A 26645-nucleotide genomic window follows, 5' to 3' on the forward strand; every position below is an offset into this window, starting at 1 on the left:
CTCTGTTCATTTGCCATGATTTGCGATAGGGCTGCGCTTTGACACAACAGCTATTGGTCATTCCAGATGAGCACAAGCACGCACCTGTCTCTCCCCAAGGACAAGATCCGTATTCTCCTGCTCGAAGGCGTACATGACAGTGCGGTCGCGCTGCTTAAAGCCTGCGGGTACGACAATGTCGTGCGGCTGAAGGGTGCTCTGGAAGGCGAAGCCCTGCGTGAAGCCCTGGAAGGCGTGCATATCGTCGGGATCCGCTCACGCACCCAGCTGACGAAGGAAGTCATTGAATCGGCGGATCGTCTCATGGCTATCGGGTGCTTCTGCATCGGCACCAATCAGGTTGATCTTGAGGCCGCGCGCCTCAATGGGGTGCCGGTGTTTAATGCGCCGTTCAGCAACACCCGCTCGGTGGCTGAACTGGTCATGGGCGAGATTGTCATGCTCATGCGCCGTATTTTCCCGCGCTCGGTCGAGTGCCATGCGGGGGAATGGAACAAGTCCGCCGTCAATAGCTGGGAAGTGCGCGGCAAGACGCTGGGTATCGTCGGTTACGGCTCCATTGGTTCACAGCTCTCCGTTCTGGCGGAAGCCTTCGGTATGCGGGTTCTTTACTACGATGTAGTGGACAAGCTGGTGCACGGTAACGCCCAGCCGGTGGAAACGCTTGAAGATCTGCTGGGCCAGAGCGATGTGGTCAGCCTGCATGTGCCGCAGTTGCCCACCACCGCCAACCTGATGGGTGCCGCCCAGATCCGCGCCATGAAGAAAGGCGCATTCCTGATCAACAATGCCCGTGGCAATGTTGTTGATCTGGAAGCTCTGGCGGAAGCTCTGAAAAGTGGCGATCTGCTGGGTGCCGCCATCGACGTGTTCCCCAAGGAACCCAAGGGCGCTGGCGATCGTCTGTCTACCCCTATCATGGGGCTGGAAAACGTCATTCTCTCCCCGCATATCGGTGGTTCCACGGTTGAAGCGCAGGAGCGCATTGGCGTGGAAGTGGCTCGTAAGCTGGTTGAGTATTCTGACGTTGGCTCGACTTTCGGGGCCGTCAACTTCCCCGGCGTGCAGCTTCCTGCCAGCCCGCGTGGTGCACGTTTCATGCATGTCCACCATAGCGTTCCGGGCATGATGATGAAGCTGAACGAGGTCTTTCTGCGGGCAGGCTGCAACGTTACGGCGCAGTTCCTGCAGACCGATAGCGAAATCGGCTATGTCGTAATCGAGGCCGACACCGCCGGGGATACGGAACTGGACGACCGTCTGCTTCACTCCCTGCGGGAGATTGAAGGCACGATCCGTGCCCGCCTGATCTACAAGGGCAAGTAAAACATGAATGCGGGTGCGGGTCTCATTAATGCCCGTATCCGCAGTTTTGCCTTTTCAGGCATAGAGGCGCGTCCTGTCTGGGTTGAAGTGCAGGTCGCCAGTGGCCTGCCCGCCTTTCTGGTGGTCGGCCTGCCAGACAAGGCTGTGGGCGAAGCACGCGAACGTGTTCGTGCAGCCCTGACCTCCATTGGTCTGGCCCTCCCCGCCAAACGCATTGTTATCAATCTTGTTCCGGCGGATCTTCCCAAGGAAGGTTCACATTTTGATCTGCCCATTGCGCTGGCGTTGCTGGCAGCCATGGGGGTTGTACCCGCCGAGGAAGCCGGGCGTTATGCGGCCATGGGCGAACTGTCGCTTGATGGCCGGATCAATCCGGTGTCGGGTGTGCTGTCCGCAGCCCTTGAGGCGGCGTCTCTCGGGCTTGGGCTGGTATGCCCGGCCCAGCAGGGTGAGGAAGCTTTGTGCGGTGGCGATATTGCCATTCTGGCGGCTCCGACCCTTCTGGGCCTGATTAATCATTTTAATGGCCTGCAGCCGTTGCCTGCCCCCGAGTTTACGGCTTTGCCCACGGCTCCCGCACAGAAAATGCCTGATCTGGCGGAGGTACGGGGCATGGAAACCGGGCGGCGCGCGCTTGAAATTGCGGCCGCTGGTGGTCACTCTCTTTTGCTGTCAGGCCCACCGGGGGCAGGAAAATCCATGCTCGCGGCGCGGCTGGTCGGTTTGCTGCCTGATCTGACGCCGCGCGAAAGTCTTGAGGTTTCGCGCATTTATAGTGCTGCTGGGCTGCTGGCAGATGGACGACCGCTCAGGCGTCCGCCCTATCGTGACCCGCATCACTCTGCGAGCCTGCCCGCTCTGGTAGGGGGTGGTAGCCGCGCCCGGCCGGGCGAAATCAGTCTGGCGGATCAGGGCGTGCTGTTTTTGGATGAATTACCAGAGTTTTCCCGCTCGGCTCTGGAGGCTTTACGTCAGCCGCTGGAATCTGGTCGTGTGAGTATCGCACGGGCTGCGGCCCATGTGAGCTATCCGGCCCGGTTTCAGCTTGTGGCCGCCATGAATCCCTGCCGTTGCGGCTATCTGGGTGATGCCTCGCGTGAATGTAACAAGGCTCCCCGTTGTGGGCAGGATTATGCGGCACGGCTGTCCGGACCTTTGTTGGACCGGATTGATTTGCATGTCGGCATGCAGCCGTATGAACCTCTGGGGTATATGCGCGATGCGGAGGGGGAGACAACGGCAGTCGTGCGCGCACGCGTGGAGGCTGCGCGTGCCATGCAAAGCGCACGGCAGGACGGTCGAAAAAATGCAGAGATCACAATCGAGCAGACAGGGCTAGGCGGTGCCGCAGCGCAACTGGCTCAGTCTGTTGCGGAAAAATTCCGTTTTTCCGCGCGCGGCTATACGCGGCTGGCCCGTGTGGCCCGCACGGTAGCAGATCTGGCCGACAGTGCTGAGATTAAGCCCGAGCATGTGGCTGAAGCCGCAACCTTTCGGGTGCGGTTTCAGAGCTAAGCGCGTTTTTTAGGCGGTATGGAGCTGCTTAAAGGCCTGTTGCAGATCGGCTACGAGATCGCTGGTCTGCTCCAAGCCGACCTGTAGCCTGAAGGCGCTGGCCTTGCCCATAGGCGATGCAAAGGCGCGTTGAATCCCACCTGTTGTCGGCAGAACGAGGCTTTCATATCCCCCCCATGAGGCACCGATGCCGAACAGGCGCAGGCTGTTGATCATGCGTTCCATATCCTGTCCGCTGTAGCGGCTATCGAGAACGACCCCGAACAGACACCCAGCCCCCGTAAAGTCTCTTGCCCACAGGGCATGGCCCGGGCAGTCTGGTAGGGCCGGGTGTAGAACCTGCGCCACTTCGGGCTGCTGTTGCAGCCATACGGCCAGATCAAGGGCCGAGCGGGCCTGCTGGGCCAACCGAACGCCCATGGTACGCAGGCCGCGCAGGGTCAGCCAGCAGTCATCCGGCCCGGCAACCTGCCCTGTCTGGATAGCAGTATCGCGCAGCTGTTCCCACGTTTTGCGCTCGGCTACGGTGATGGCGCCAGCAATGACATCGGAATGGCCTGCCGGATATTTGGTCAAAGCCTGAATGGACAGATCGGCTCCATGAGCGAATGGAGCGAAAATGCCAAAGCCCCATGTGTTGTCCACGAACAGCTTTGCGTTGTTCCGGTGCGCGACACGCGCGAGCATCGGAATGTCCTGAACCTCAAACGTGTGGCTGCCCGGGCTTTCTGTAAAAACAACCCGGGTTTTTGGGGTCATGAAAGCTTCGAGTTCCTTTTCTTCCGCCATGGGCGGGAAGTAAGAAATCTCTACTCCGAAACGGCGCAGTACGTTTTCGGCAAAGCGGCGTGTGGGGCCATACACACTATCTGAAAACAGGCAGTGATCACCCGCAGACAGAAAGGCCAGCAATGGCAGGGTGCAGGCCGCAAGACCGGAGCTGACAATCTGACAGTCCGTACCGCCTTCTATGACGGCAATGGCTTTTTCCAGCTCATGCTGGATAGGCGAGCCCATGGCGCCATAAATGCTTTCATGCTCATACCGTGTGGCCCCCTGTCTCTGCATGGCTTCCAGCGAGGGAAACACAACAGTTGAGCCGCGCGTGACAGGCGGGTTTACATAGCAGCCGCGTTCATCCGGCGTGGGGCGCGCAGCGTGTGACAGGGTTGTACCCAGTTGCAGCCAGCCTTCGGCGACCCTGTTGTGCTCATTCATCTGTCATGCTCCGTTTCTGCCGTGGCGTTACTGGTTGGGGGTGCGCTCGGTGGTAACCGGCAGATCGGGCATGCTGCCCCATTCAGCCCATGAACCATCGTACAGGCTATTATCGTCTATTCCGGCCAGACACAGGGCAGCGGTCAGAACGGACGCGGTCATACCTGAACCGCAGGTTGTTACCGGCCTGTCATGTGGGTGTATGCCGAGGGTTTGAAACAGGGCTAGCAGGGCTGTGGGGGGTAGAAAGCGCCCCTGCCCGTCCAGCACGGTTTTGTAAGGCAGGCACTGTGCGCCGGGCATATGCCCCGAGCGGACACCGGGCCGTGGTTCGGGTGCTGTGCCATAAAAACGGGCCTCACTCCGCGCATCCAGAATGGGACGGTTCCCAGTGGCCACGATAGCGCTCATATCCCCCAGCCCGGTGATCCGGCTGTAATGTGTATGCGCATGATACACAGCGGCAGGGCGTGGGGGTGTGGCGGCCCCTGTAGTCGGCTGTTCTGCCGCGCGCCACGCGGGTAGTCCACCATCGAGTATGCGCGCATTGGCGTGGCCGAAGGCTCTTGCCAGCCACCATGCCCGGCAGGCCGAGGCCGTGTTGCCCTGATCGTAGAAAATAATCGGGTCGGCTCGGGTTATACCCCAAGCCCCCATCAGCCCGGCATAGCGTGCGGCTGATGGAAGCGTGTGGGGAAACTGGCCCTGCGGGTCGGAAAAAACATCAATGTCGAAATACAGGCTGTGAGGAATATGATCCTTAGCGAAACGCTCGGCTGGGTTGCCGCTTTCTCCGGGCAGGAGGGCAGTAGCGTCAAACACGACTGGTGGTGTGGATGAGCGGAGCAGGGTTGCGAGTTCATCCGCCTGAACGAGAAGGGACATGGCCAGCCTGTAACTGTTTTCCTGTTTCGGATGTTTGCACCATAAGGTGATCCACGTCAGGCGTGAACAGGCTTTCTTGCTATGCTGGCGGTCTTTGAGGCGGCGTGCTTTAGTAACGGCCATGGCGAATGAACGGATCATAACAACAGAACATGTCCTGCGATTCCTGCTGCTGGGGGCCGTTGGGTATGGCTGTGTCCTTGTTCTGGCCCCCTTTTCTTCAGCATTGCTATGGGCAGGTGTGCTGACCTACACGACATGGCCGTTATTCCAGCATCTGCGGAGGCGCATGGGTGCCAGTGCGGCCAGTCTGGTGATGACCTGCCTGTGCGCCGTAGGGGTTGTACTGCCGCTGGCTGCCCTTGCTTCGGCCAGTCTTTCTACCGGGCCCCGGCTGGCTACGCAGTTGATGGCGTTGGTGGCCGAAATCAATCATCTGCCGCCCCTGCCCCGCTGGCTGTCCACCTTGCCAGTTTTTGGCCCTGAAATCAGTCATCGCTGGGCGTTGTGGGAGCAGAACGTCAATGCGTTTGCCGAGGAGTTCCGCCCGTATGCGGGGAGCATCATCCAGTCGCTTCTGGGGGTGCTGATGCAGTTCGCCAATGGGGCGATGCACCTTGTTATGGCGCTGTTTATTTCATTCTTTTTCTGGATTGGCGGTTCCATGCTGTGGGACACGCTGCAGGCCGTGATCCTGCGCATAGCCGGGCCACAGGCCGGGCGTTACCTGCATATCGTAGGCAGCACAGTGCGCGGAACGGTTTATGGTATTTTGGGAACAGCCATCATTCAGGGGATACTGACCTGCATCGGACTATGGATGACAGGAGTGGGAGAACCGGTAGTATTGGGCATTCTAACTGCGTTCCTTGCCGTTTTTCCGGTGGGGGCGCCTCTGGTATGGGGGCCAGCCGCGCTCTGGCTGCTGGTGGCGCATCATCCGGCGCATGCTATTTTGTTGCTGCTTTACGGCATCGTGTTCGTATCAGGCGCGGATCATGTCATTCGTCCGCTTTTTATCGTACGGGGGTCCAAGCTGCCTTATCTGTTGACTGTTCTGGGCGTGATCGGGGGTATTCTGGCTTTTGGTGGCGTGGGTATTTTCCTTGGCCCCATTCTGCTGGCCATTGGTTTTTCCGTTACGATGGAATTTGCCGCAGGCGATACGTTGCTACTGTCGGCTGATGGCCGGAGGAATATCGCTCCATGAAGCGCAGGCTCGTAAACCTTGTAGAATGGGCACAGCGCCGCCGTGGGCGTTCGCCGCAGCGGCATGAAGGGGCGTCTCTTAAGGTCATAAGCTGGAATCTGTTGCGCCGAACCGGGGCGACCGTTCACGATGTCGCAGCCCTGATCACGCGTGAAAATCCCGATATTTTGCTCATGCAGGAAGCTACGATTGAAATCGACGCGCTGCCGGGGCTGGTGGGCGGGCATTATAGCCGGGCCCCCCTGCCCGGCCGTATTCATGGGCTGGCCTGCTGGAGCCGCCAGCCTTTTGCCCGCCCGCCGCGTGCCTGCACCATTCCTTCGGGGGTTATGGTCAAACGTCATGCACAGATTATCGAATACAGGCGGTTTTCACTGGCTAATGTACATCTCTCTCACGGGCAGGTTCTTAACCGGCGGCAGTTGCGCCGGGTGGCATCCTTGCTGACAGCACCCTGCGCCATTCTGGGGGATTTCAATCTGGTGGGGCCAACACTGGTTCCGGGCTTTCGGGATGTGGGGCCAAAAGCGCCAACCCACCATATGGCTGATGTACTGCCGATCAGAATTGATCGCTGCCTGACAGAAGGCATGGTGTGTCTTGCCGCGCGGGTTCTACCGGTTTTTGCATCGGATCACCGGCCTATCGCTGTCATGCTTCAGCCCGCACAGGCTGAAAGAGGCGCACGCCTTACAGATAGGGCATAAACAGACGGGCGAAGGCATCGCGTATTTTTGTCAGTTTGTAACGATTATCCAGATCGTAATGGGTTAGTCTGCGGTTTTGGTGGCTGTCGATAAACGTATCCAGACTATCAGCCAGAGAGGTGTCGTAGGCCTCCATATTGATTTCGAAGTTCAGCCTCAGGCTGCGGATATCAAGGTTGGAACTGCCAAAAAACGACCACGCCCTATCAACCACCATAAGTTTCGAATGGTTGAAAGGAGCTGCGGCCAGCCAGATACGCGCACCCGAGTGCAGTAAAGGGGCGATGTTGGCCGCGCAAGCCCAGTCAAGGGCACGATGGTTGCTGCGCTCGGGAATGACAATATCCACCTGCACGCCGCGTAATGCCGCCAGTTCCAGCTCGGAAAGAAAGCGCTCACCTGCCAGAAAATAAGGCGTCATCAAACGTACGCTGCGCCGTGCCAGAGTAATGGCCTGCAGCATGGTGTATTCTATTTTCTCCAGATCTGTATCTGGCCCCGCAGTGACGATACGGGCCAGTGTTGCCCCGCTTTCACTCGGAGTTTCGCTGAACAGGTCGTTGTCGAGCGTTTCGTGGGTGGTGAAATACCAGTCCCATGCGGCTGTTTCAGCCAACTGTTGCACGGCCGGGCCTTCAATCATGAAGTGCGTATCGGATACCGGGTGCCGGGGTTTGCGGGTTACACGGTTTTCATCCGCGATATTCAGCCCTCCCATGAAACCGACGCGCCCATCCACAACCAGAATTTTGCGATGGTTGCGCAGGTTGAGAAAAGGCATACGCCAGGGCCAGACGGAGTGCATAAAGCGCGCACAGGGTACCCCGGCTCGCCGAAGGCGGTGGTAGATGGGTGAGAGGAAATAACCGCTGCCAATGCCATCCACCAGCACGCGCACGCACACGCCGCGCGCATGGGCATCGGCCAATGCTTTGGCAAATGCCTGCCCGGTCTGATCGTCGCGGAAAATATACGAGCACAACACGACGCTTTTACGGGCTGTTTCAATCGCGCGGATCATGAGCGGGTAGGCTCCGTCACCGTCATGCAGGCAGGTGATGGTATTCCCAGAAACAAGCGGGCGGGTTGTCAGTTTGCCAACCATCAGGGCCAGTGGTGCGAACTGCCCTTCCAGTTCGCGGTTCCATGAGGAAAGCCGAGAAATGCCGGGGCGTCCGGGGGGGCGCGTACCGACCAACTTGCGTGCCAGACGGGTTACGCGGTTGATCCCGAACACCGCGTATAGCACCGAGCCGAAAATGGGCATGAGCATGCAAAAACCCATCCAGCCGATGGCTGATGCCGTATCGCGCTTGGTCAGCAGGATATGCAGAACCACGCTTGTGACCAGCACGAGCTGGAGTATCATCAAGGCGAGAAGCAGCATGGGCTGGGAGAAAACGGACAGCATGGGGTTTGATCAGAACTTCCGCTCGGCAGGAAAAGCAAAAACCACCATGTATCAAGTGCAGGGGCAACGCAAAGTGGTTTCGTCTGCACGGCGTCAGCGTGGCGTTCAGGCGCAGCAGGATGGTGTGGATGCAGAAAATCAGGCCTGTATCATGCTTGAAGCCAGTGGGTGGCGCATTCTGCTCCGCCGATCCCGCACACCGCGTGGCGAGGTCGATATTGTGGCAGAGCGCGCGGGTATGTTGGTCTTTATCGAGGTGAAGAAACGGCAGACGATGCCACAAGCCCTTGCCTGCCTGTCGCAGGCACAATCCAGACGGCTATACAGGGCGGCTGAGTGTCTACTGCAACGCAATCCCGCATGGCGTTATGAAACGCTCAGGTTCGACCTGATTGCGATGGATGCTGCGGGAGCCATGGAATGGGTAGAAGACATTCTGCGGCAGATGTGATCGCGAGCCACAGAATCAAACATTCGGGAGTGAAAGCAACCCCGATCAGGTGCGGTGATGTGTCTTTTTGCCATGCACCGCATGTTTGGATGCGTGGTAGCTGACCAGATGCACCATGCCATGCACTTTACCGGCATGGGCGACAGCAACCGAGTGCGCCGCCGCACCATGATGTGCTCGTGAATGCAGGTGAATAACAGGCGGGGGAGCCGTCAGCGCTGCAAATGTCAGCTTGCTGGCTTCAAGGTCGGAAATAACGCGCTGTGCATGTGCCGCGGACTGAAAGCCGAAAGCAGCAACTGCCATACCGCAGAGCACAAGTGATACACGCCCTAACACAAAACGCGTCATTACTCCGGCCTTATCCCATTTTCACGATCTGCGTGAAACTATACAGGCCGGAGTGGTCATGACAACCTGAAAATCAGGCGGAAGCGTTACAGGCGATGTTTTTTTCTGTCAGAAGGGTCTGGAGTTCGCCGCTCTGGAACATTTCCGTTACGATATCGCACCCGCCGACAAACTCACCTTTGACGTAAAGCTGAGGAATGGTCGGCCAGTTGGAATAATCCTTGATGCCCTGACGGATAGCCGGATCAGCCAGAACGTTTTCGGTTTTGAACGGCACGCCCAGATGGTTGAGAATCTGCACAACGCGGGCAGAAAAGCCGCATTGCGGGAAGTCGGCGTCGCCCTTCATGAACAGCATCACCGGATTGCTGTCGATATCCTGCTGGATTTTCTGCGTGGCGGAATCAGTCATTGGTCATATCCTTGCAAGGGGTAAACCCGAGGGGTTAGGGAGTGGCGGTCTTGAGTGCCAGGGCATGGAGTTTGTCGCCCATATGGCCCTGTAAGGAATCGTAAACGAGCTGGTGCTGCCGCACTCGGGGCAAGCCCCGGAATGCCTCGCTGACAATACTGCACGCATAATGATCCCCATCGCCTGCCAGATCGTCAATTTTGACCTGAGCATCCGGGAATGCCGCGCGGATATATGTTTCCAGCTCCGTGGCGCTCATCGCCATACTGCCTCTCCCCCTTTTGTTTTTCCTGCCTTAACGGGCGTCCATCAGGGCAGGAAAAAATGTTTCATGCGCGTTTTTAAGCCGTGCGATGGATATGGTGACGCCGCTCGGCAAAATCAAATCCTGACCGCCGGAACGGGCAATGATCCGGGCCGGAACGCCTGCTGCTGCTGCACGGGCGCAGAGGGCCGCACCATCATCCACGCAGGCCAGATAGCGGGCCTGATCTTCACCGAACCAGAATGCTTCGGGGCGGATGCCGGAATCCGGGCTGTCAAGTTCACACCCGATACCTCCCGCCATGACCATTTCCGCAACGCCGACGAGAATGCCGCCATCTGCAAGATCATGACAGGCGGTGATGGCGCCAGCCAGAATTTCCGTGCGGACAAAATCACCATTGCGGCGTTCGGCTGCCAGATCAACCGCCGGAGGCGGGCCGTCTTCGCGGCCAAGGATTTCACGCAGCCAGATTGACTGCCCGAGTGCCCCCAGTGTCGCGCCAAGCAGCACCACATCCTTGCCGTCCTGCATACCAAGGCCGATAGCGTGCGCCGCGTTTTCCAGAACGCCCAGCCCGCCAATGGCCGGTGTCGGCAAAATGGCGGTGGTGGAACCATCAGGATTGCGGGTCTCGTTATAAAGCGAGACATTGCCACTCACGACAGGGAAATCTAGGACTGTGCAGGCTTCCGCCATCCCTTCGATCGCGGCGATGAACTGCCCCATGATCTCGGGTTTTTCAGGGTTGGCGAAGTTGAGGTTATCGGTCACAGCCAGTGGGCGAGCACCCGTGGCGGTGATGTTGCGCCATGCTTCAGCCACGGCCTGCGCGCCACCCGTCTTCGGGTCTGCCTGACAGTAGCGTGGGGTACAGTCCGTGGTTACGGCCAGAGCGATGTCGGTGTCATCCACCCGGACAATCGCGGCATCGGCCGCACCGGGGCGGCGCACGGTCTGTCCACCTACGGTGCTGTCATACTGGTTCCACACCCATGCGCGTGAGCACAGATCGGGAGAGGCAACAAGCTGCAGCAGCATGGCGTCCAGAGACAGCGGTGCATGCACGGGTTCCAGCGGGGCTGGCGGCACGGGCGTTGTGGCCGGGCGGTCATAGATCGGGGCCTGATCCGCCAGCGGGGCCAGCGGAATATCGGCTTCCACTTCGCCCTTATGGCGCACGACAATGTGACCGGTTTCGGTCAGATGGCCGATGATCGCGAAGTCGAGTTCCCATTTTTCAAAAATACGGCGCGCAACGTCCGTCCGGTCCGGGCGCAGCACCATCAGCATGCGTTCCTGACTTTCTGACAGCATCATTTCATAGGCTGTCATGCCCGGTTCACGCTGGGGAACGGCATCCAGATCAAGGTCGATACCAACCCCGCCCTTGCCCGCCATTTCAACGGAGGACGAGGTCAGGCCCGCAGCCCCCATGTCCTGAATGGCGACGATGGCATCCGTGGCCATCAGTTCCAGACAGGCTTCGATCAGCAGCTTTTCAATGAAGGGGTCACCCACCTGTACGGTGGGGCGCTTGGAGAGCGCGTCCTCATCAAACTCCGCGGAAGACATGGTGGCACCGTGAATGCCATCACGCCCCGTGCGCGAACCGACGTAAACGACAGGATTGCCCACACCAGCCGCAGCGGAGAGGAAAATCTTGTCCGTACGGGCAATGCCGACCGTCATGGCGTTAACCAGCGGGTTGCCATCGTAAGCCGGGTGGAAATTGATTTCCCCGCCGACAGTAGGCACACCCACGCAGTTTCCATAGCCGCCGATACCGCGCACCACGCCATCAATAATCCGGCGGGTTACGGGGTTTTCCGGGCTACCAAAGCGCAGGGCGTTCAGGTTTGCGACAGGACGCGCCCCCATGGTGAATACGTCACGCAGGATACCGCCAACACCTGTGGCCGCACCCTGATAAGGCTCGATGAAAGACGGGTGGTTGTGGCTTTCCATCTTGAAGATGGCAGCATAACCCTGCCCGATATCCACAACGCCTGCGTTCTCGCCGGGGCCATGAATAACCCATGGGGCTGTTGTCGGCAGGTTGCGCAGCCACTTGCGCGACGATTTGTATGAGCAGTGTTCGGACCACATGACCGAGAACACGCCCAGTTCTGTCAGCGTGGGGGTACGGCCCATGATTGTGAGCACACGCCCGTATTCCTCGGCTGTCAGGCCAAATTCACGGGCAAGGGCGACATCAACGGTTGCGGGTTTATTCACCGGACTACAGCCTCCACCAGACCTTCAAACAGGGGCAGACCATCCTCACCGCCCATGAGCGGATCAACCAGATCCTCCGGGTGGGGCATCATGCCGCAGATACGATTGTTTTCACTCAGCACGCCAGCAATGCTGTTGAGGCTGCCATTGGGGTTGCTGGCCACATCATCAGCCTTGACCTGCCCGGTGGCGCTGGCATAGCGGAACGCCACGCGGCCTTCGCCTTCGAGGCGCTCAAGCGTTGCAGGGTCGGCTGTGTAGTTGCCATCGCCATGAGCCAGCGGCGTGCGGAACACGTCACCTTTTGTCCAGCGGCTGGTAAAGGGGGTTTGGTCGTTTTCAACGCGCAGGTAGCAGTCCTGCGACAGAAAGCGCAGGTCAGCATTCCGCAGCAGCGCACCCGGCAGCAGCCCTGATTCGGTCAGGATCTGAAAGCCATTGCAGACCCCAAGGATATGCCCGCCTTTTGCTGCGAACGTGCGGACTGCACCCATAACAGGTGAGTGGGCGGCCATGGCACCGCAACGCAGGTAATCGCCATAGCTGAAACCGCCGGGCAGCACGACAAGATCAAGCCCGTCAAGGTCTGTCTCGTGATGCCAGATCATACGTGGCGCGACACCCGTTACACGCTTGAGTGCGAGGGCCATATCCCGTTCACGGTTGGTACCGGGAAAAACGACAATAGCGGCTTTCATGGTTTGGCCTCGCACGGATAGGTGTCATGCAAAGCCTTGAAAACGCTCTCGCCCACCGGGTGAGACAGGGCATCTGTATGGGCTTTCAGCCAGGTTAGAACCTTCCCCCGGATGGAGGCGGTCGTTTCCGATACCGGAACACAGAACCCGGCAGTGGCCGCACTGTCGCCCGCAGCATTGCTGTTGAGTTTTGAAAGCGTGGCCCCATCAGCCAGACCGCTCAGATATGCATCGCACAGGCTGTGCCCGGTGGGGCGTGAGCAGATGCGCGCAAAGCTGTCTGTCTGCATGGGGGTGACACGCTGGGCCTGAGCCTGCTCATGGAACAGGATCGGGCCCGCCAGCGGGCTGGCAAGGGCGCCTGTCAGACAGAGCAGGACAAGCCGCTTCATGCGGGCACCTCTATGGCGTAATCTTCGATAACCAGATTGGCCAGCAGATTTTTAGCCATGTCTTCAGCCGTTTTGCGGGCTTCTTCCGCAGTGCAGTCCTGCAGATCGAGTTCAATCACCTTGCCTACGCGCACATCCTGAGCGTTGTTAAAGCCAAGGGTATGCAGCGCATGGCCAATGGCCTTGCCCTGCGGATCCAGAACACCGTCTTTCAGCATGACGGTCACACGTACCTTCATTCTTCGCTCCCGTTGCCGCTTGCGGCTTTTACTGTACCGTTTCCGGGCCTCTCATGTCGCCCCCTGCCCCGTTTTCGGGCAGGATTCCCATGCGGCGCGCCACTTCCTGATACGCTTCCTTGACATTACCGAGGTCGCGGCGGAAGCGGTCTTTATCCAGTTTTTCGTTGGTCTGGGTATCCCACAGGCGGCAGTTGTCGGGCGAAATTTCGTCCGCCAACACAATCCGCATTTCCTCGCCTTCCCAGCAGCGGCCGAATTCAAGCTTGAAATCGACAAGCTGGATGCCAATGCCGCTGAACAGGCCGCACAGGAAGTCGTTTACGCGCATGGCCATGCCCGTAATATCTTCCATGTCATGTGCGCAGGCCCAGCCGAAGGCAATGATATGGTCTTCCGACACCAGCGGGTCGCCCAGTTCGTCATTCTTGTAATAGAATTCGACGATCGGGCGCGGCAGGCGCTGTCCTTCAGGAATGCCAAACCGCTTGGAAATGCTGCCTGCGGCGATATTGCGCACTACAACTTCCAGCGGAATGATTTCGACTTCCTTGACCAACTGCTCACGCATGTTGATCCGCCGGATAAAGTGCGTGGGAATGCCGATTTCCTGCAGGCGCAGCATCAGGTGTTCGCTGATGCGGTTGTTCAGCACGCCCTTTCCAGTAATGACACCGCTTTTCGCGCCGTTTCCGGCGGTGGCGTCATCCTTGAAATACTGCACAAGCGTACCCGGTTCTGGGCCTTCAAAAAGGATTTTTGCTTTGCCTTCATAAAGCTGCCTGCGGCGGGCCATGATGATCCTTACCTGTCGTGTCAGACCAGACCGGCCGGAGCCGACTGGAAGATATGAAAAACCCGCCGAGGCGGTATTCTGGAAGTGCGTCCGGCTTTCATAGCAGGATTGCCGCGCGTGCGATATGCCGCGCGGCCCTTGTGCTGTGTTTAGTGCTGCGGCCCGGTTTCACCAAAGATTTTTTCGTACTGCGCATCAATCGCGCGCAGGTGCTGGCGGCTGTCCATGGCGGCGTCGATCACATCCGCGCTGACACGGCCGGAAATTTCGGGATCGGCATCCAGATTCTCGCGGAAGGTCTTGCCTTCGGGGGTGCCGAGCTTCGTCCATGTTTCCATGGCATTGCGCTGCACGATCCGGTAGGCGTCCTCACGCGACAGGCCCGCTTTGGCCAGTGCGAGCAGCACTTCGCCCGAATGCACTACGCCACCGAGGCTTTCGATGTTGGCGGCCATGCGCTCGGGGTAAACCACCAGCTTGGACATCATGCCTGACAGGCGGGCCAGAGCGAAGTCCAGACCGATGGTGGCATCGGGGCAGATATTCCGTTCAACCGAGGAATGGCTAATATCGCGTTCGTGCCACAGGGCCACGTTTTCCAGTGCGGGAACAACGGCCGAGCGCACAAGCCGGGCAAGACCCGTCAGGTTTTCGGTCAGCACCGGGTTACGCTTGTGCGGCATGGCGGAAGAACCCTTCTGCCCCGGATGGAAAAATTCCTCGGCTTCACGCACTTCCGAGCGCTGGAGATGGCGCACTTCCGTGGCCAGACGCTCGATACCGCTGGCGATTACCGCCAGTGCGCAGAAGAAAGCAGCATGGCGGTCGCGCGGGATAACCTGCGTTGAAACCGTTTCGGCCTGTAGGCCAAGGCGTTCTGCCACAAAGGATTCCACGCGCGGATCAAGATGCGCGTAGGTGCCCACAGCGCCGGAAATGGCGCAGGTTGCGATTTCAGCACGGGCGGTTTCGAGGCGCTGGCGGTTGCGGGCGAACTCGGCGTAATGCCCGGCCAGCTTCAGGCCAAAGGATGTGGGTTCGGCATGAATGCCGTGGCTGCGTCCGATGGTGAGCGTGTGCTTGTGCTCGAATGCGCGGGTCTTCAGAGCCGCCAGCACATCATCCAGATCCTTGAGCAGCAGGTCGGTGGCCTGCACAAGCTGCACGGACAGGCAGGTATCCAGCACATCGGATGAGGTCATGCCCAGATGCACGAAACGGCTTTCCGGGCCGACTTTTTCAGCCAGCCATGTCAGAAAGGCAATGACATCGTGCCGGGTTTCGGCTTCGATTTCATCAATCCGGGCCAGATCGGCTTCGGAAAAGGCGGCCATGGCGGCGTTGCCCTTCTCGCGCACCACCTTGGCGGCATCCTTGGGAACCGTGCCGTATTCCGCCATGGCTTCGCAGGCGAGCGCCTCGATTTCAAACCAGATGCGGTAACGGTTTTCGGGTGACCAGATGGCGGCCATGACGGGGCGGGTATAGCGCGGCACCATAACGCGTGTTTCCTTACTAAAGAACATGAAGGTCCAAACGGTGGCGTCTCTCTAGCGGATTTCCGCGCGGGCGTCTGCCATCAAAGCGGAAAACTTTGACTTTTTCACCGGGTTGCCGGATTTCTCTGTTCTTATGGTGCAGGTTTGCACCCGAAATTCAGGAATTGGAGCCGCCGTGTCAGGTCTTTTGCAATCCGTTAGCCTGCCCGCCATCATCGCATTTCTGCAGGTTGTCATGATTGATGTGACCCTTGCTGGAGATAACGCGGTTGTTATCGGCCTGGCGGTGCGTTCGCTGACACCTCAGGAACGACAGAAGGCCATTTTCATCGGGGTGGGGTTTGCCGCCCTCATTCGTATTCTGCTGGCTTTGGTGGCGGTCAAACTTCTGGCCATTGTCGGGCTGACACTGGCAGGAGGCTTTCTGCTGCTATGGGTGTGCTGGCGTATGTATCGCGAAATGCGCGACAATGCCGGAGCCGAGGCAGATGCCAAGCCAGCCCCCGGCGGGTTGGGCAAGGCGATTATACGGATTGTCATTGCCGATCTGTCCATGAGTCTGGACAACGTTCTGGCTGTTGCGGGGGCTGCGCGTGAGCATCCGGGCATTCTGGTTATGGGGCTGGCGCTTTCCGTGCTGCTCATGGGGCTTGCGGCATCGCTTATCGCTCGTTTGCTTGAGCGTTATAAGTGGATTGCTTGGGTGGGGCTGCTTATTGTTCTGGCTGTGGCGGTCGAACTGATTGTCAAAGGTGGTGGCGAGGTCTGGGGCCATGTTGGCCACTGACAGGCGATAAAGGCGCAGGCAGTTTGATGGGGCTGCGCTGGAACATGAAACAGGGTGGCATTCGCGCATGACACGTTTGTACGCAGTCTGCTGGCGGAAGTGGGCGGTCATCGCCCTGACAGCCACGTTTTTGGCTGGCCCCGTTTCAGTTTTCGCTGCCGATGATCCGGTTCCACCCTCTACGGATGGTGACGATCTTTATACCGCCCCGGATCTTGATCTTTCGGTGCCGACTGCGCAGGCTGCCAATGGCAGTCTGGCGGATCGCCTGCATTTCTGGCTCAGGCTGGTAGGGCCAGATCGGGCCAGTGTGCAGGATTATGCTGATTTTTTGAGTAATGGCCCGGCATGGCCGCGCAGAGGCCTGATTGCTACGCGCATGGAGCAGGCTCTGCTTGTAGAAACAGATCCGGGCATTGTGCGCGGCCTATGCAGCACACAGCCTTTGGCTACGGCGGCGGCACTGGCCTACTGCGCCCAGCAGGCCCCCGATTTGATGGCGCGTTTGACCGATGAAGCTGCACGGGCATGGCAGAATGGCAATGACGCGCCAACCGCTGCCCGCCTGCTTGCGACCCGGTTTCCTGCCGTTGTAACCCCGAGTGCATCATGGGTGCGTTTTGACAGGGAAGAACGCGCAGGCCTGACGGAAGCCGCTCGTAGGACACTTCCCTATCTTGCAGCAGACAGGCAGGATCTGGCCCGTGCGAGGCTGGCGTTCCGTAGTGGAGAAAGCAACGCGCAGGAGCAGGCAGCCGCTTTGCCTGAGGCGGTTGGCTCGGACAGCTTTCTGGTGCTGGATCATGTGCGTTGGTTGCGGCAGCAACAGCGATATGATGAAGCCGTGGCTTTGTGGGCTGCCGCAGGTAATGCCGCAGAGCAGACAGCCCCGCCCGCCCTGTTCTGGCGCGAGCGAGAAGTGCTGGCGCGTGAGCTTTTGCAGGCCGGACGTGCGGCAGAAGCCCAGTCCGTTGCGGATGATCCGGTTGTTACGGGTGCCGCCCGACTGGATTCCCGTTTTCTGTGTGGGTGGATTGCTCTGCGTTTTGGGCATGATGCGGCGCGGGCGACAGATTTTTTCCAGCCATTGACACAGTCTTCCTCTCTGATCAGCAAAAGCCGCGGGCTATACTGGCTGGCGCGGGCTTATGAGCAGGCGGGGAATGAGCGCGCCTATAAGGCAACCCTTCAGCAGGCTGCCGCTTTCCCCTCCACTTTTTATGGTCAGTTAGCCGGAGCTTTGCTGGAAGGGCAGGATCAGGCCCTGCTCAACCCATCCTATGTTGCAGATGTAACCAGACACGGTTTGCACGCTCAGTTGGCCGCGGCAGACGGTAAGGTGGATGAGGCGCTGGATGCCAATGAACTGGCGCAGGCCGCCGCCCTGCTCGTTTCATGGGGAGACCGCCCCCATGCGCGTGATTTTTTGCAAATGCTGGCAAACCAGACGTCAGATACTGCGGCCCTGCGTGGGCTTTCGGCTCTGGCGCAGCGGCTTGATCTGCCGGATATTGCGGTAACAGCCGCCCGCAAAGCTGGACGGGATGGTGTTCTGCTGCGCACAGGCTGGCCGGAGCCCTATGCCATTCCAAATAATGCGCTGCCTGTCGGGCTGGTGCCGGGCCTGATCAGGCAGGAAAGCAGTTTTAATCCCGATGCGATCAGTCTTTCCAACGCCATCGGGTTAATGCAGCTCAAGCCCTCTACAGCGGCGGATATGACCCGTAAGGCGGGCGTAGCGGCCGCCGCCGCCAGTGCAGGTGGTCTGCATGACCCCGAAAGCAATATGCGGCTAGGTGTCGCGTATCTGGAGCATATTCAGGAACGTTTTGGCCCTGTCGTGCCTTATCTCGCTGCGGCTTATAATGGCGGGCCGGGGCGGCTCGGGCGTTGGCTGGGTACCATGGGTAACCCCGCGAATGACGGCGCGAAGGATGATGTCATGATTGACTGGATCGAAAGCATTCCCGTGGCGGAAACCCGTAATTACGTACAGCGCGTGTGGGAAAACATGATCATTTACAGGGCTATGGGAGAGAACCAATGACACTGGCACGCTTTATCGCCACGTTTGGCGGATGTGGGCTTTCTCCCCGTGCGCCCGGTACGGTCGGCTCGTTTGCCGCGTTGCTTCTGGGTGTGCCTATGCTGAAAAGACCGCGCCTGCTGGCATCTTCAGCGATTGCGGCAAGCCTTGTAGGGTGGTGGGCAGCCAGCCGTGCGGGGGATGGTGAGGATCATGGCTGGATCGTAATCGACGAGGTGGCGGGCATGTGGTTGGCCTTGCTGGGGTGCCTGCCTGTAGCGGAACACAATGCGCTCACGCAGTCTGGTGTCGCTGCGCCCGAGCATACAGGCGTGCCTGCGTTAACCACCCGTCCGTGGTTTTTGCCTTTGCTGGCTTTTGGGCTCTTTCGGCTATTCGATATTACCAAGCCGGGGCCGGTTGGAACCCTCGACAGGCGGCACGATGCCGCTGGTATTATGGGGGATGACATCGTTGCGGGCCTGATGGCCGCAGGCTGTGTGAAAGCGTTTAAAGTCCTATCAGGCCTGCGGGCCGCGCGAACATGAGCCACGCGCCTGCGCCTGCTCTACCTGCTGATGAGGCAACCCTGAATGCGGCCATGCTGCGGAAAGCAGAGCATGTGCTTGCACTGTTACACTCTGCCTCAGCCCGGGTGGTGACGGCGGAAAGCTGTACTGGGGGGCTGGTGGCGGCGGCTCTTACCCATTTTCCCGGTTCGTCGGACATGACGGAAGGTGGGTTGGTCACATATTCCAACACCATGAAAAAAAACCTGCTGGGCGTGCCGGAAGCGACCTTGGCGGAGCATGGTGCGGTGAGCGAGCCAACGGTTCTGGCAATGGCACATGGCGCTTTGTTGGCGGCCCCTCTGGCGCGGCTGAGTGTATCGATTTCGGGTATTGCCGGGCCGGGTGGCGGGAGTGCGACAAAGCCCGTGGGGTTAGTCTGGTTTGCTGTGGCAGACCGGGTGGGCGGTATAGCGCGGGCCGAAAGCCGTATCTTCTCCGGTTCGCGCGAACAGGTGCGCCTTCAGGCCGCAGACCACGCGCTGACAATGGTTGCGGATTGTCTTTCAGCGTTGGTCTGAAGAGGTATACCACGCCCCTGATTTGGGTAGCTGGGGTGTTGTGATGCTCTCAGGGGCTGTCATACCCGTACCGGCGGCAATAACGCTGCCTTGTGGTAAGCGGGCTTGTGCTATTGCAGCGAGCCGCGCCTGAATCCGGTCAAGGCTCTGGCAGTTCAGAGCATCCGTTTTGCTGTCTGTTCGCTCGGTTCTGTCGCATGGGCTGACAGGCTGCGTAGGAAGAGGAATCTCCGCTACAGGGGCTGATGCCGGGTCTGCGTGGGCTGTGGCGGCGCAGACCAGCAAGGCAAACAGAGCCATGGGGGCGATTGATATTGCGCGCATGAACGTGGCCTTCGCGTCTTTTCAGGTGGCGGGTTTGCTATCCGGCATGGATGTGCCAACCATACTCCCCTGCGGCGGGCCATAAATATCACGCGCCCGTTTGATGAAGGCAGAGACCATCAACCGCGTGGCTTCCGTAAAGACAACGCCGATTGCCATTTGCAGGATGCGGGAACTGAATTCGAAATCGACAAAAAACTCGACAAGACAGCCCTGTGGGTCAGGGCTGAAGCGCCAGGTATTGCGCAGATAGCGGAAAGGCCCTTTTTCATACCGGACAGTAATGGTGCCGGGGCGTTCAAGCGACACGCGCGACGTAAAGCTCTCACGGAAAGGGCCAAACCCGATTGTCAGGTCGGCGACAAGTTCAGAGGCTGTTTGCGTCCGCACCCGTGCGGCTGTGCACCAAGGCAGAAATTCGGGGTAACGGCCGACATCGGCTACCAGATCGAAAATCTGCTCTGGCTGGTAAGACAGAACACGCTTTTCTGCGTGTTTGGGCATTATCGCATCTCCTTCAGGCGTTCGGCGCGCGCCTCGCGTAGGGCGGCGAAATCGCTGTCAGCATGGTAGGATGAGCGGGTAAGCGGACTGGAACTGACCTGCAGGAAGCCCTTGACCCGCGCTATGCCACCATAGTCTTCAAACTCTTCCGGTGTGACAAACCGCGCGACCGGCGCATGTTTGACCGTTGGTTGCAGATACTGCCCCATGGTGATGAAGTCCACATCCGCCACACGCAGGTCGTCCATGACCTGTGCGAGTTCCATTTTTTCTTCTCCCAGCCCCAGCATCAAGCCGGATTTGGTGAAAATCGACGGATCAAGCTGTTTCACCCGGTCGAGAAGTCTGAGCGACTGGTAGTAGCGCGCTCCGGGCCGGATGGTCGGATAAAGGCGGGGCACGGTTTCCAGATTATGATTGAAAACATCCGGGCGTGCTTCAACAACCACTTCCAGTGCGTTGTTTTTACGTAAAAAATCCGGTGTCAGAATTTCGATGGTGGTCTGGGGGGCCGCCCCGCGAATAGCTTTGATAACGGCCGCAAAATGTGCGGCGCCGCCATCCGTCAGATCATCGCGATCGACTGAGGTAATCACAACGTGGCGCAGGCCAAGTTTCGCTACAGCTTCGGCCACGCGGTGTGGTTCGTCTGCATCCAGCGGCAGGGGCATGCCTGTGCTGACATTGCAGAAAGCGCATGCACGGGTGCAGATTTCCCCCATGATCATCATGGTGGCGTGCCGTTGCGACCAGCACTCCCCGATATTGGGGCAGGCGGCTTCCTCGCAGACTGTGACAAGCTTGTTGTCACGCATCAGGGCGCGGGTTTCGTGGTAGGTCGGGTGATTGGGCGCTTTGACGCGGATCCACTCAGGTTTGCGGGCAATCGGGTTATCGGGCCGATGTGCCTTTTCTGGGTGGCGCAGTTTGGCTGCGTCTTTTTTGCGATGATCGATGATGACGCGAGTTGGCATGGTCCTGCCCAATCTTGAACAATAGCCCTACAGAACTGGAACGCCCCGCCTGCCCCGTCAAGGCGGCTGGGCCTGTCATCAGTCCCTGCCGCCATCACAGGCGCGGGAGATGCGCCTGTACGGGTGTAGCGGAAGCCTAAAAGTGCAGCGCACCACCATAAGCGGCCAGCACGGCTTCGTGCATGGATTCAGAAATGGTCGGGTGCGGGAAAATCGTTTCCGACAGTTCGGCTTCTGTCAGTTCCCCTGTGCGGGCGATCACGTAACCCTGAATCATTTCTGTTACTTCCGCACCAATCATGTGCGCACCCAGTAACTCGCCCGTAGCATCGTCAAAGACGGTTTTGATCAGGCCGGTGGGTTCGCCCATGGCCAGCGCCTTGCCATTGGCCAGTAGCGGGAACTTGCCAACACGCACCTTGTAGCCAGCCTCTTTGGCGCGGGCTTCCGTATAGCCAACAGAAGCAATCTGCGGGCGGCAATACGTACAGCCGGGAATTTTTGTAACATCAATAGGATGTACGTGCTTGCCGGCAATGGCTTCAACACACATCACGGCTTCATGGCTGGCCTTGTGCGCCAGCCACGGTGCTCCTGCCAGATCACCAATGGCGTAAACCCCTGCCTCGCCCGTGCGGCAGAGTTCGTCCGTTACGACATGCGTGCGGTCAACCTTGATCTTGGTGCCTTCAAGACCAATGTTTTCGACATTCCCGACAATACCCACGGCGGAAATGATTTTGTCCACCGTTATGGTTTCGGTTTTACCGCCCGCTTCCACCGCAATGCTGACGCTCTCAGCCCCCTTCTGCGGGGAACCGATCTTGGCGTTGGTGAGTATTCTAATGCCCTGTTTTTCAAACTCTTTATGGGCAATAGCGCTGATTTCCTCATCTTCCACCGGCAGAATACGCGGTGCGACTTCAACCAAAGTCACCTCTGCACCCATATTGCGGTAGAAGGAGGCAAATTCCGTACCGATAGCCCCGGAGCCAATGACCAGCAGGCGCTTGGGCATTTCTTCAGGAACAAGCGCCTCACGGTAAGACCAGATAAACTGTCCATCCGGTTCCAGACCGGGCAGGATCCGTGCTCTGGCCCCTGTTGCCAGAATGACATTTTTGGCGTTGAGGGTTTGCGGCGCACCCGTTTTTTTGCTGACCAGAACTTTACGCCTGCCGTTGGCGGTTACGCCATCCAGTTTGCCAAATCCTTCAAAAACAGGAACTTTGGCCTTTTTGAGCAGGTGCGAAACGCCCGAAGAAAGCTGTTTTGAAACAGCACGCGAACGCGCGACAATTTTTTTAAAATCAAAGCTTACCGCTTCGGCCTTGAAACCATAGCCATCAAGGTCGTGCAGCAGGTGATTGATTTCCGAGGCACGCAGCAGCGCCTTGGTGGGGATGCAGCCCCAGTTCAGGCAGATGCCCCCAAGGTGGTTGGCTTCAACCACGGCGGTGGACAGGCCCAGCTGGGCAGCACGGAGTGCCGCCACATAACCGCCGGGGCCGCCGCCGATAACAACCAGGTCAAAATCGGTCTGGCTCATGATATCAGATTCTCCGCTAGGCTCAGGCTAGAGCACAAGAGACAGGGGCGACTGCACAGCCGTGCGGAACGCGTTCAGCCATTGTGCCGCGGTCGCGCCATCAACGGCACGGTGGTCAACCGACAGGGTTACGGTCATGACCGTAGCGATCTTGATTTCGTTCCCCGACACGACAGGCTGCTTGCGCCCCGCAGCAATGGCGAGGATCGCGGCCTGCGGCGGGTTGACGATAGCGGCAAAGTCCTTGACGCCATACATGCCCATATTCGAGATCGAGAACGTGCCGCCCTGAAACTCCTCAGGCTTGAGCTTGCCAGCACGGGCACGGCTGATCAGGGACTTGGCTTCCTGACTGATCTCACGCAGGCTCTTGCTGTCAGCCTTACGGACGATGGGGGTAATCAGCCCGTCATCCAGCGACACCGCTATGGAAATATCGGCATCTTCATGCAGCAGCATGCCTTCTTCGGTGAAGTAGGCATTTACCGTAGGCACCTTTTTCAGCGCCACGGCAGAGGCCTTGATCAGCATGTCATTGACGGAGAGTTTTACGCCCTCGTCCCCCTCGCCTTCAGCCAGCGCGTTGAGCTGCGCACGCAGCGCCATCAGGGCGTCCAGTTCCACATCTATCGACACATAGAAATGTGGCACATTGGCCTTGGACTCAGTCAGCCTGCGCGCAATGACCTTGCGCATGGTGGTGTGGGGCACCAGACGGCTACCGCCTGAAGCGGGTGCCTGTGCAGCGGAATTGGCTACTTCCGCCTTGGGTGCGGAGCGCTGCACATTGTCCACATCGCGCTTGACGATACGGCCATTGGGGCCCGAACCTTTGACTGTCGCCAGATCAAGGCCTTTCTGCCGGGCAATGCGCCGGGCCAGAGGCGAAGCGATGATGCGGGCGCCTGTAGCGGTTTTGGCGGCTGCGACAGGTGCCGGGGCTGCGGGTGCGCTCACGGCGGCCTGCGGTGCGGCGGCAGGGGTGTTCGGGCTGGCCACCGCCGTGGAAGCGGCAGATTTTGTCGCGCCCTCGGCGGGAACGGCTTCACCCTCTTCCACCAGAATGGCGATAGGCGTGTTGACCGCAACCCCCTCTGTGCCTTCGGCAATCAGGATACGGCCCAGAATACCTTCCTCAATAGCCTCGACTTCCATCGTGGCCTTGTCGGTTTCGATTTCCGCCAGCACATCGCCGGATGTAACGGCATCGCCCTCTTTCTTGACCCACCGTGCCAGCTTGCCTTCCGTCATAGTGGGGGAAAGGGCTGGCATGAGAATTTCAGTTGCCATCGTCTCAGCCTCTCAGATCAGGCCGCGCACGGCTTTGACGACGTGCTCGGGCTGTGGCAGCGCCAGTTTTTCCAGATTGGCCGCGAATGGCATGGGCACATCCACACCAGCAACACGTGCGGGTGGGGCATCCAGCCAGTCAAAGGCGTGTTCGATCACCTGCATGGCTACTTCGGAGCCAATCCCCGCAAACGGCCAGCCTTCTTCCACGGTCACGAGGCGGCCCGTCTTGCGGACGCTTTCGACAATGGTTGCGGTATCCAGCGGGCGGAGACTGCGTAGGTTGATGACTTCGGCATCAATCCCTTCTGCTGCCAGAAGAGCCGCGGCTTCCAGCGCGATCCCCACAGCAATCGAGAAGGCCACGATCGTGACATCCTTGCCGGGCCGTTCGATTTTTGCCTTGCCAATAGGCAGGATGAAGTCTTCATCCACCGGGCAGGGAAACTTGTGGCCGTACAGGATTTCGTTTTCGAGAACCACAACCGGGTTGGGGTCGCGGATGGCAGCGCGCAGCAGCCCCTTGGCATCGGCAGCAGACCACGGTGCAACAACCTTGAGGCCCGGCACATGCGCGTACCAGCTACCATAGCACTGTGAGTGCTGGGCGCCTACGCGGGCTGCGGCACCGTTGGGGCCACGAAAAACGATTGGGCACCCCATCTGCCCACCGGACATGTAGAGTGTTTTGGCGGCGGAGTTGATGATGTGATCGATCGCCTGCATGGCGAAGTTCATGGTCATGAACTCGACAATAGGCTTCAGCCCCGTCAGGGCCGCACCCACCGCCATACCGGTGAAGCCATGTTCGGTGATGGGCATGTCAATGACACGCTTCTCGCCAAATTCCTGCAAAAGCCCCTGCGAGATTTTGTAGGCACCCTGATATTCGGCCACTTCTTCACCGAGCAGGAACACATCGCCATCGCGGCGCAGTTCTGCTGCCATGGCATCGCGCAGCGCCTCACGGACAGTGATTTCCTGCGTAGGCCCCCAGTCCTTGTCTTCGTGGCTGACGAACGCCTCGGCTGCCTGCGGTGCGGTAGTTGCCGCTGGTGCGGGCTGTGCCGTGACAGAGGCTGTCTGGGCTGCTGCCGGGGCTGTCTGGCCAGCCTGATCCGGCACGGCTTCGCCCTCTTCCACCAGAATGGCGATGGGGGTGTTAACCGCGACCCCTTCGGTACCTTCTGGTACCAGAATACGGCCCAGAATACCGTCTTCAATCGCCTCGACTTCCATCGTGGCCTTGTCGGTCTCGATTTCCGCCAGAATATCGCCGCCGGAGACCGTGTCTCCTTCCTTTTTTACCCAGCGTGACAGCTTGCCTTCCGTCATGGTGGGGGAAAGCGCGGGCATCAGAATTTCAGTCGCCATGATCTTTCAGGCCTCCAGCACAACGTCCGTGAACAGTTCAGAAGGATCAGGTTCCGGGCTTGTCTGTGCAAAGTCCGCAGCGTCGTTGACGATGGCCTTGATCTCGGTATCCATGGCTTTCAGGGCGGATTCTTCTACCCCGGCATCCAGCAGAATATGTTTGACGTGTTCGATCGGATCGTGGTGCTTGCGAACGTTTTCAACCTCTTCGCGCGTACGGTATTTGGCCGGGTCAGACATGGAGTGGCCACGGTAGCGGTAGGTCATCATTTCAAGCAGGTATGGCCCCTTGCCTGCGCGGCAATGCGCAACGGCTTCGGCGGCGGCTTCATGTACGGCGGCAACATCCATGCCGTCCACCTGCCTGCCGGGAATGCCCCACGGTTCACCATTTTTGTAAAACTCGTGCCAGGCGGAGGCGCGCTCAACCGATGTGCCCATGCCGTAGCGGTTGTTTTCAAGCACGAAGATGCAGGGCAGTTTGTGCAGGGCGGCAAGGTTGAAGCTTTCGTACACCTGCCCCTGATTGGCGGCGCCATCGCCAAAATATGCAACGGACACTTCGTCCGTACCGCGATATTTATTGGCAAAGGCCAGCCCGATCCCAAGCGCGACCTGCGCACCGACAATGCCATGTCCACCGTAGAAATTTTTCTCGCGGGAGAACATGTGCATGGAGCCGCCCTTGCCGTGGGAATACCCCGTGGCGCGGCCAGTCAGTTCGGCCATGACGCCACGAGCATCCATGCCAGCGGCAAGCATCTGCCCGTGGTCACGATAGGAGGTGATGATCTTGTCACCTTCGCGCAGGCACATCTGGATGCCGGTTACGACGGCTTCCTGACCGATGTAGAGATGGCAGAAGCCACCGATAAGGCTCATGCCATAAAGCTGGCCAGCCTTTTCCTCGAAACGGCGGATCAGCAGCATGTCATGGTAAGCCTGCATGAACTGCTCGCGGGTCAGAGAGGGCTCATTGCGGCCCGCTTTGCCCACCTGTTTGTCTGTTGTTCCCATGAATGGAGTCCTTAACTATACGCAACCATTTAATGCGACACCTGGCTTTGATTGGGAGAAGACAGACATTTTATCCTGCGTCTTTGTTGGAGTGCAT

Annotated in this window: 28 protein-coding genes; 9 read left to right on the top strand and 19 right to left on the bottom strand. The window is 59.0% G+C overall.

Features of this window, described 5'->3' with window-relative positions:
* The first annotated feature begins 66 nt into the window (after positions 1–66).
* Together serA and J2D75_RS03105 are read left to right on the top strand one after the other, a co-directional pair.
* Entirely contained in the window at positions 67–1326 is a 1260-nt protein-coding gene (serA, locus tag J2D75_RS03100) for a phosphoglycerate dehydrogenase (protein WP_207852561.1), read from the top strand.
* A gap of 3 nt (positions 1327–1329) precedes the next feature.
* The gene (locus J2D75_RS03105; protein ID WP_207852563.1) at positions 1330–2841 is read left to right on the top strand and encodes a YifB family Mg chelatase-like AAA ATPase; all 1512 of its coding nucleotides are present in this window, start codon (positions 1330–1332) and stop codon (positions 2839–2841) included.
* A gap of 9 nt (positions 2842–2850) precedes the next feature.
* Here J2D75_RS03105 and metC read toward each other — a convergent pair whose 3' ends face one another.
* Both metC and J2D75_RS03115 read right to left on the bottom strand, forming a co-directional pair.
* The gene (gene metC / locus J2D75_RS03110; RefSeq protein ID WP_207852565.1) at positions 2851–4059 is read right to left on the bottom strand and encodes a cystathionine beta-lyase; all 1209 of its coding nucleotides are present in this window, start codon (positions 4057–4059) and stop codon (positions 2851–2853) included.
* A 27-nt stretch (positions 4060–4086) separates the two neighbouring features.
* Positions 4087–5085, bottom strand: coding sequence for a sulfurtransferase (locus J2D75_RS03115; RefSeq protein ID WP_243428402.1), 999 nt, complete (start codon positions 5083–5085; stop codon positions 4087–4089).
* Here J2D75_RS03115 and J2D75_RS03120 point away from each other — a divergent pair.
* Both J2D75_RS03120 and J2D75_RS03125 read left to right on the top strand, forming a co-directional pair.
* Complete coding sequence (locus J2D75_RS03120) at positions 5066–6154, top strand: AI-2E family transporter (RefSeq protein ID WP_207852567.1); 1089 nt, start codon at positions 5066–5068, stop codon at positions 6152–6154. The genes J2D75_RS03115 and J2D75_RS03120 overlap by 20 nt on opposite strands.
* On the top strand, positions 6151–6861 hold the full coding sequence (locus J2D75_RS03125) for an endonuclease/exonuclease/phosphatase family protein (RefSeq protein WP_207852569.1): 711 nt from the start codon (positions 6151–6153) through the stop codon (positions 6859–6861). The genes J2D75_RS03120 and J2D75_RS03125 overlap by 4 nt, the downstream gene beginning before the upstream one ends.
* Here the strand turns inward: J2D75_RS03125 and J2D75_RS03130 are convergent.
* Positions 6845–8272, bottom strand: coding sequence for a phospholipase D-like domain-containing protein (locus J2D75_RS03130; protein WP_207852571.1), 1428 nt, complete (start codon positions 8270–8272; stop codon positions 6845–6847). The two genes, J2D75_RS03125 and J2D75_RS03130, sit on opposite strands and share 17 nt — an antisense overlap.
* On the opposite strand from J2D75_RS03130, the gene J2D75_RS03135 reads away from it, so the two are divergent.
* Positions 8271–8723 carry a YraN family protein gene (locus tag J2D75_RS03135; RefSeq protein ID WP_243428403.1) on the top strand — a complete coding sequence of 151 codons (453 nt, stop codon included), beginning with the start codon at positions 8271–8273 and terminating at the stop codon, positions 8721–8723. The two genes, J2D75_RS03130 and J2D75_RS03135, sit on opposite strands and share 2 nt — an antisense overlap.
* A gap of 45 nt (positions 8724–8768) precedes the next feature.
* On the opposite strand, the gene J2D75_RS03140 is transcribed toward J2D75_RS03135, so the two are convergent.
* From J2D75_RS03140 to purB, 9 genes are all read right to left on the bottom strand, one after another.
* The gene (locus J2D75_RS03140; RefSeq protein ID WP_243428404.1) at positions 8769–9074 is read right to left on the bottom strand and encodes a hypothetical protein; all 306 of its coding nucleotides are present in this window, start codon (positions 9072–9074) and stop codon (positions 8769–8771) included.
* Between the two features lie 73 nt (positions 9075–9147).
* Positions 9148–9486, bottom strand: coding sequence for a Grx4 family monothiol glutaredoxin (gene grxD, locus J2D75_RS03145; protein WP_207852573.1), 339 nt, complete (start codon positions 9484–9486; stop codon positions 9148–9150).
* 34 nt (positions 9487–9520) lie between these two features.
* Positions 9521–9751, bottom strand: a complete 231-nt coding sequence (locus J2D75_RS03150) for a BolA family protein (protein ID WP_025859661.1) — start codon at positions 9749–9751, stop codon at positions 9521–9523.
* 30 nt (positions 9752–9781) lie between these two features.
* Positions 9782–11989 (bottom strand): phosphoribosylformylglycinamidine synthase subunit PurL, encoded by a 2208-nt coding sequence (purL, locus tag J2D75_RS03155; protein WP_207852575.1) that lies wholly within the window; start codon positions 11987–11989, stop codon positions 9782–9784.
* Positions 11986–12687, bottom strand: a complete 702-nt coding sequence (gene purQ, locus J2D75_RS03160; RefSeq protein WP_207852577.1) for a phosphoribosylformylglycinamidine synthase subunit PurQ — start codon at positions 12685–12687, stop codon at positions 11986–11988. Before purQ ends, purL begins: the two co-directional genes overlap by 4 nt.
* Positions 12684–13079 (bottom strand): Rap1a/Tai family immunity protein, encoded by a 396-nt coding sequence (locus tag J2D75_RS03165; RefSeq protein WP_207852579.1) that lies wholly within the window; start codon positions 13077–13079, stop codon positions 12684–12686. Before J2D75_RS03165 ends, purQ begins: the two co-directional genes overlap by 4 nt.
* Positions 13076–13318, bottom strand: coding sequence for a phosphoribosylformylglycinamidine synthase subunit PurS (gene purS / locus J2D75_RS03170; RefSeq protein ID WP_207852581.1), 243 nt, complete (start codon positions 13316–13318; stop codon positions 13076–13078). The genes J2D75_RS03165 and purS overlap by 4 nt, the downstream gene beginning before the upstream one ends.
* Before the next feature lie 28 nt (positions 13319–13346).
* The gene (purC, locus tag J2D75_RS03175) at positions 13347–14114 is read right to left on the bottom strand and encodes a phosphoribosylaminoimidazolesuccinocarboxamide synthase (RefSeq protein WP_207852583.1); all 768 of its coding nucleotides are present in this window, start codon (positions 14112–14114) and stop codon (positions 13347–13349) included.
* Between the two features lie 149 nt (positions 14115–14263).
* Positions 14264–15613, bottom strand: a complete 1350-nt coding sequence (purB, locus tag J2D75_RS03180; protein ID WP_207852585.1) for an adenylosuccinate lyase — start codon at positions 15611–15613, stop codon at positions 14264–14266.
* A 175-nt stretch (positions 15614–15788) separates the two neighbouring features.
* Between purB and J2D75_RS03185 the strand changes: the two genes are divergently transcribed.
* The 4 genes from J2D75_RS03185 (at position 15789) to J2D75_RS03200 (ending at position 19516) form a co-directional block, all read left to right on the top strand.
* Positions 15789–16400, top strand: coding sequence for a YjbE family putative metal transport protein (locus J2D75_RS03185; RefSeq protein ID WP_207852587.1), 612 nt, complete (start codon positions 15789–15791; stop codon positions 16398–16400).
* Positions 16401–16467: 67 nt separating this feature from the next.
* Positions 16468–18447 (top strand): lytic transglycosylase domain-containing protein, encoded by a 1980-nt coding sequence (locus J2D75_RS03190; RefSeq protein WP_207852589.1) that lies wholly within the window; start codon positions 16468–16470, stop codon positions 18445–18447.
* Positions 18444–18974: a phosphatidylglycerophosphatase A family protein gene (locus tag J2D75_RS03195; RefSeq protein ID WP_207852591.1), complete on the top strand. Its 531-nt coding sequence runs from the start codon at positions 18444–18446 to the stop codon at positions 18972–18974. Before J2D75_RS03190 ends, J2D75_RS03195 begins: the two co-directional genes overlap by 4 nt.
* A complete protein-coding gene (locus J2D75_RS03200; protein ID WP_408736724.1) occupies positions 18971–19516 on the top strand; it encodes a CinA family protein in 546 nt (181 codons plus the stop codon). The genes J2D75_RS03195 and J2D75_RS03200 overlap by 4 nt, the downstream gene beginning before the upstream one ends.
* Here J2D75_RS03200 and J2D75_RS03205 read toward each other — a convergent pair.
* From J2D75_RS03205 to pdhA, 7 genes are all read right to left on the bottom strand, one after another.
* A complete protein-coding gene (locus J2D75_RS03205; RefSeq protein WP_207852593.1) occupies positions 19502–19840 on the bottom strand; it encodes a hypothetical protein in 339 nt (112 codons plus the stop codon). The genes J2D75_RS03200 and J2D75_RS03205 overlap by 15 nt on opposite strands.
* 21 nt (positions 19841–19861) lie before the next feature.
* Positions 19862–20344: a type II toxin-antitoxin system RatA family toxin gene (locus tag J2D75_RS03210; RefSeq protein WP_207852595.1), complete on the bottom strand. Its 483-nt coding sequence runs from the start codon at positions 20342–20344 to the stop codon at positions 19862–19864.
* On the bottom strand, positions 20344–21318 hold the full coding sequence (gene lipA / locus J2D75_RS03215) for a lipoyl synthase (protein WP_207852597.1): 975 nt from the start codon (positions 21316–21318) through the stop codon (positions 20344–20346). Before lipA ends, J2D75_RS03210 begins: the two co-directional genes overlap by 1 nt.
* Positions 21319–21454: 136 nt before the next feature.
* Positions 21455–22867 carry a dihydrolipoyl dehydrogenase gene (gene lpdA, locus J2D75_RS03220; RefSeq protein WP_207852599.1) on the bottom strand — a complete coding sequence of 471 codons (1413 nt, stop codon included), beginning with the start codon at positions 22865–22867 and terminating at the stop codon, positions 21455–21457.
* Between the two features lie 27 nt (positions 22868–22894).
* A complete protein-coding gene (locus tag J2D75_RS03225) occupies positions 22895–24157 on the bottom strand; it encodes a pyruvate dehydrogenase complex dihydrolipoamide acetyltransferase (RefSeq protein WP_207852601.1) in 1263 nt (420 codons plus the stop codon).
* A 12-nt stretch (positions 24158–24169) separates the two neighbouring features.
* Positions 24170–25531 (bottom strand): pyruvate dehydrogenase complex E1 component subunit beta, encoded by a 1362-nt coding sequence (locus J2D75_RS03230; RefSeq protein ID WP_207852602.1) that lies wholly within the window; start codon positions 25529–25531, stop codon positions 24170–24172.
* Positions 25532–25537: 6 nt separating this feature from the next.
* Complete coding sequence (gene pdhA, locus J2D75_RS03235; protein WP_207852604.1) at positions 25538–26548, bottom strand: pyruvate dehydrogenase (acetyl-transferring) E1 component subunit alpha; 1011 nt, start codon at positions 26546–26548, stop codon at positions 25538–25540.
* Positions 26549–26645: the final 97 nt, after the last annotated feature.

Origin of the sequence: Acetobacter suratthaniensis (assembly GCF_017377745.1) — a bacterium.
Classification (GTDB): Bacteria; Pseudomonadota; Alphaproteobacteria; order Acetobacterales; family Acetobacteraceae; genus Acetobacter; species Acetobacter suratthaniensis.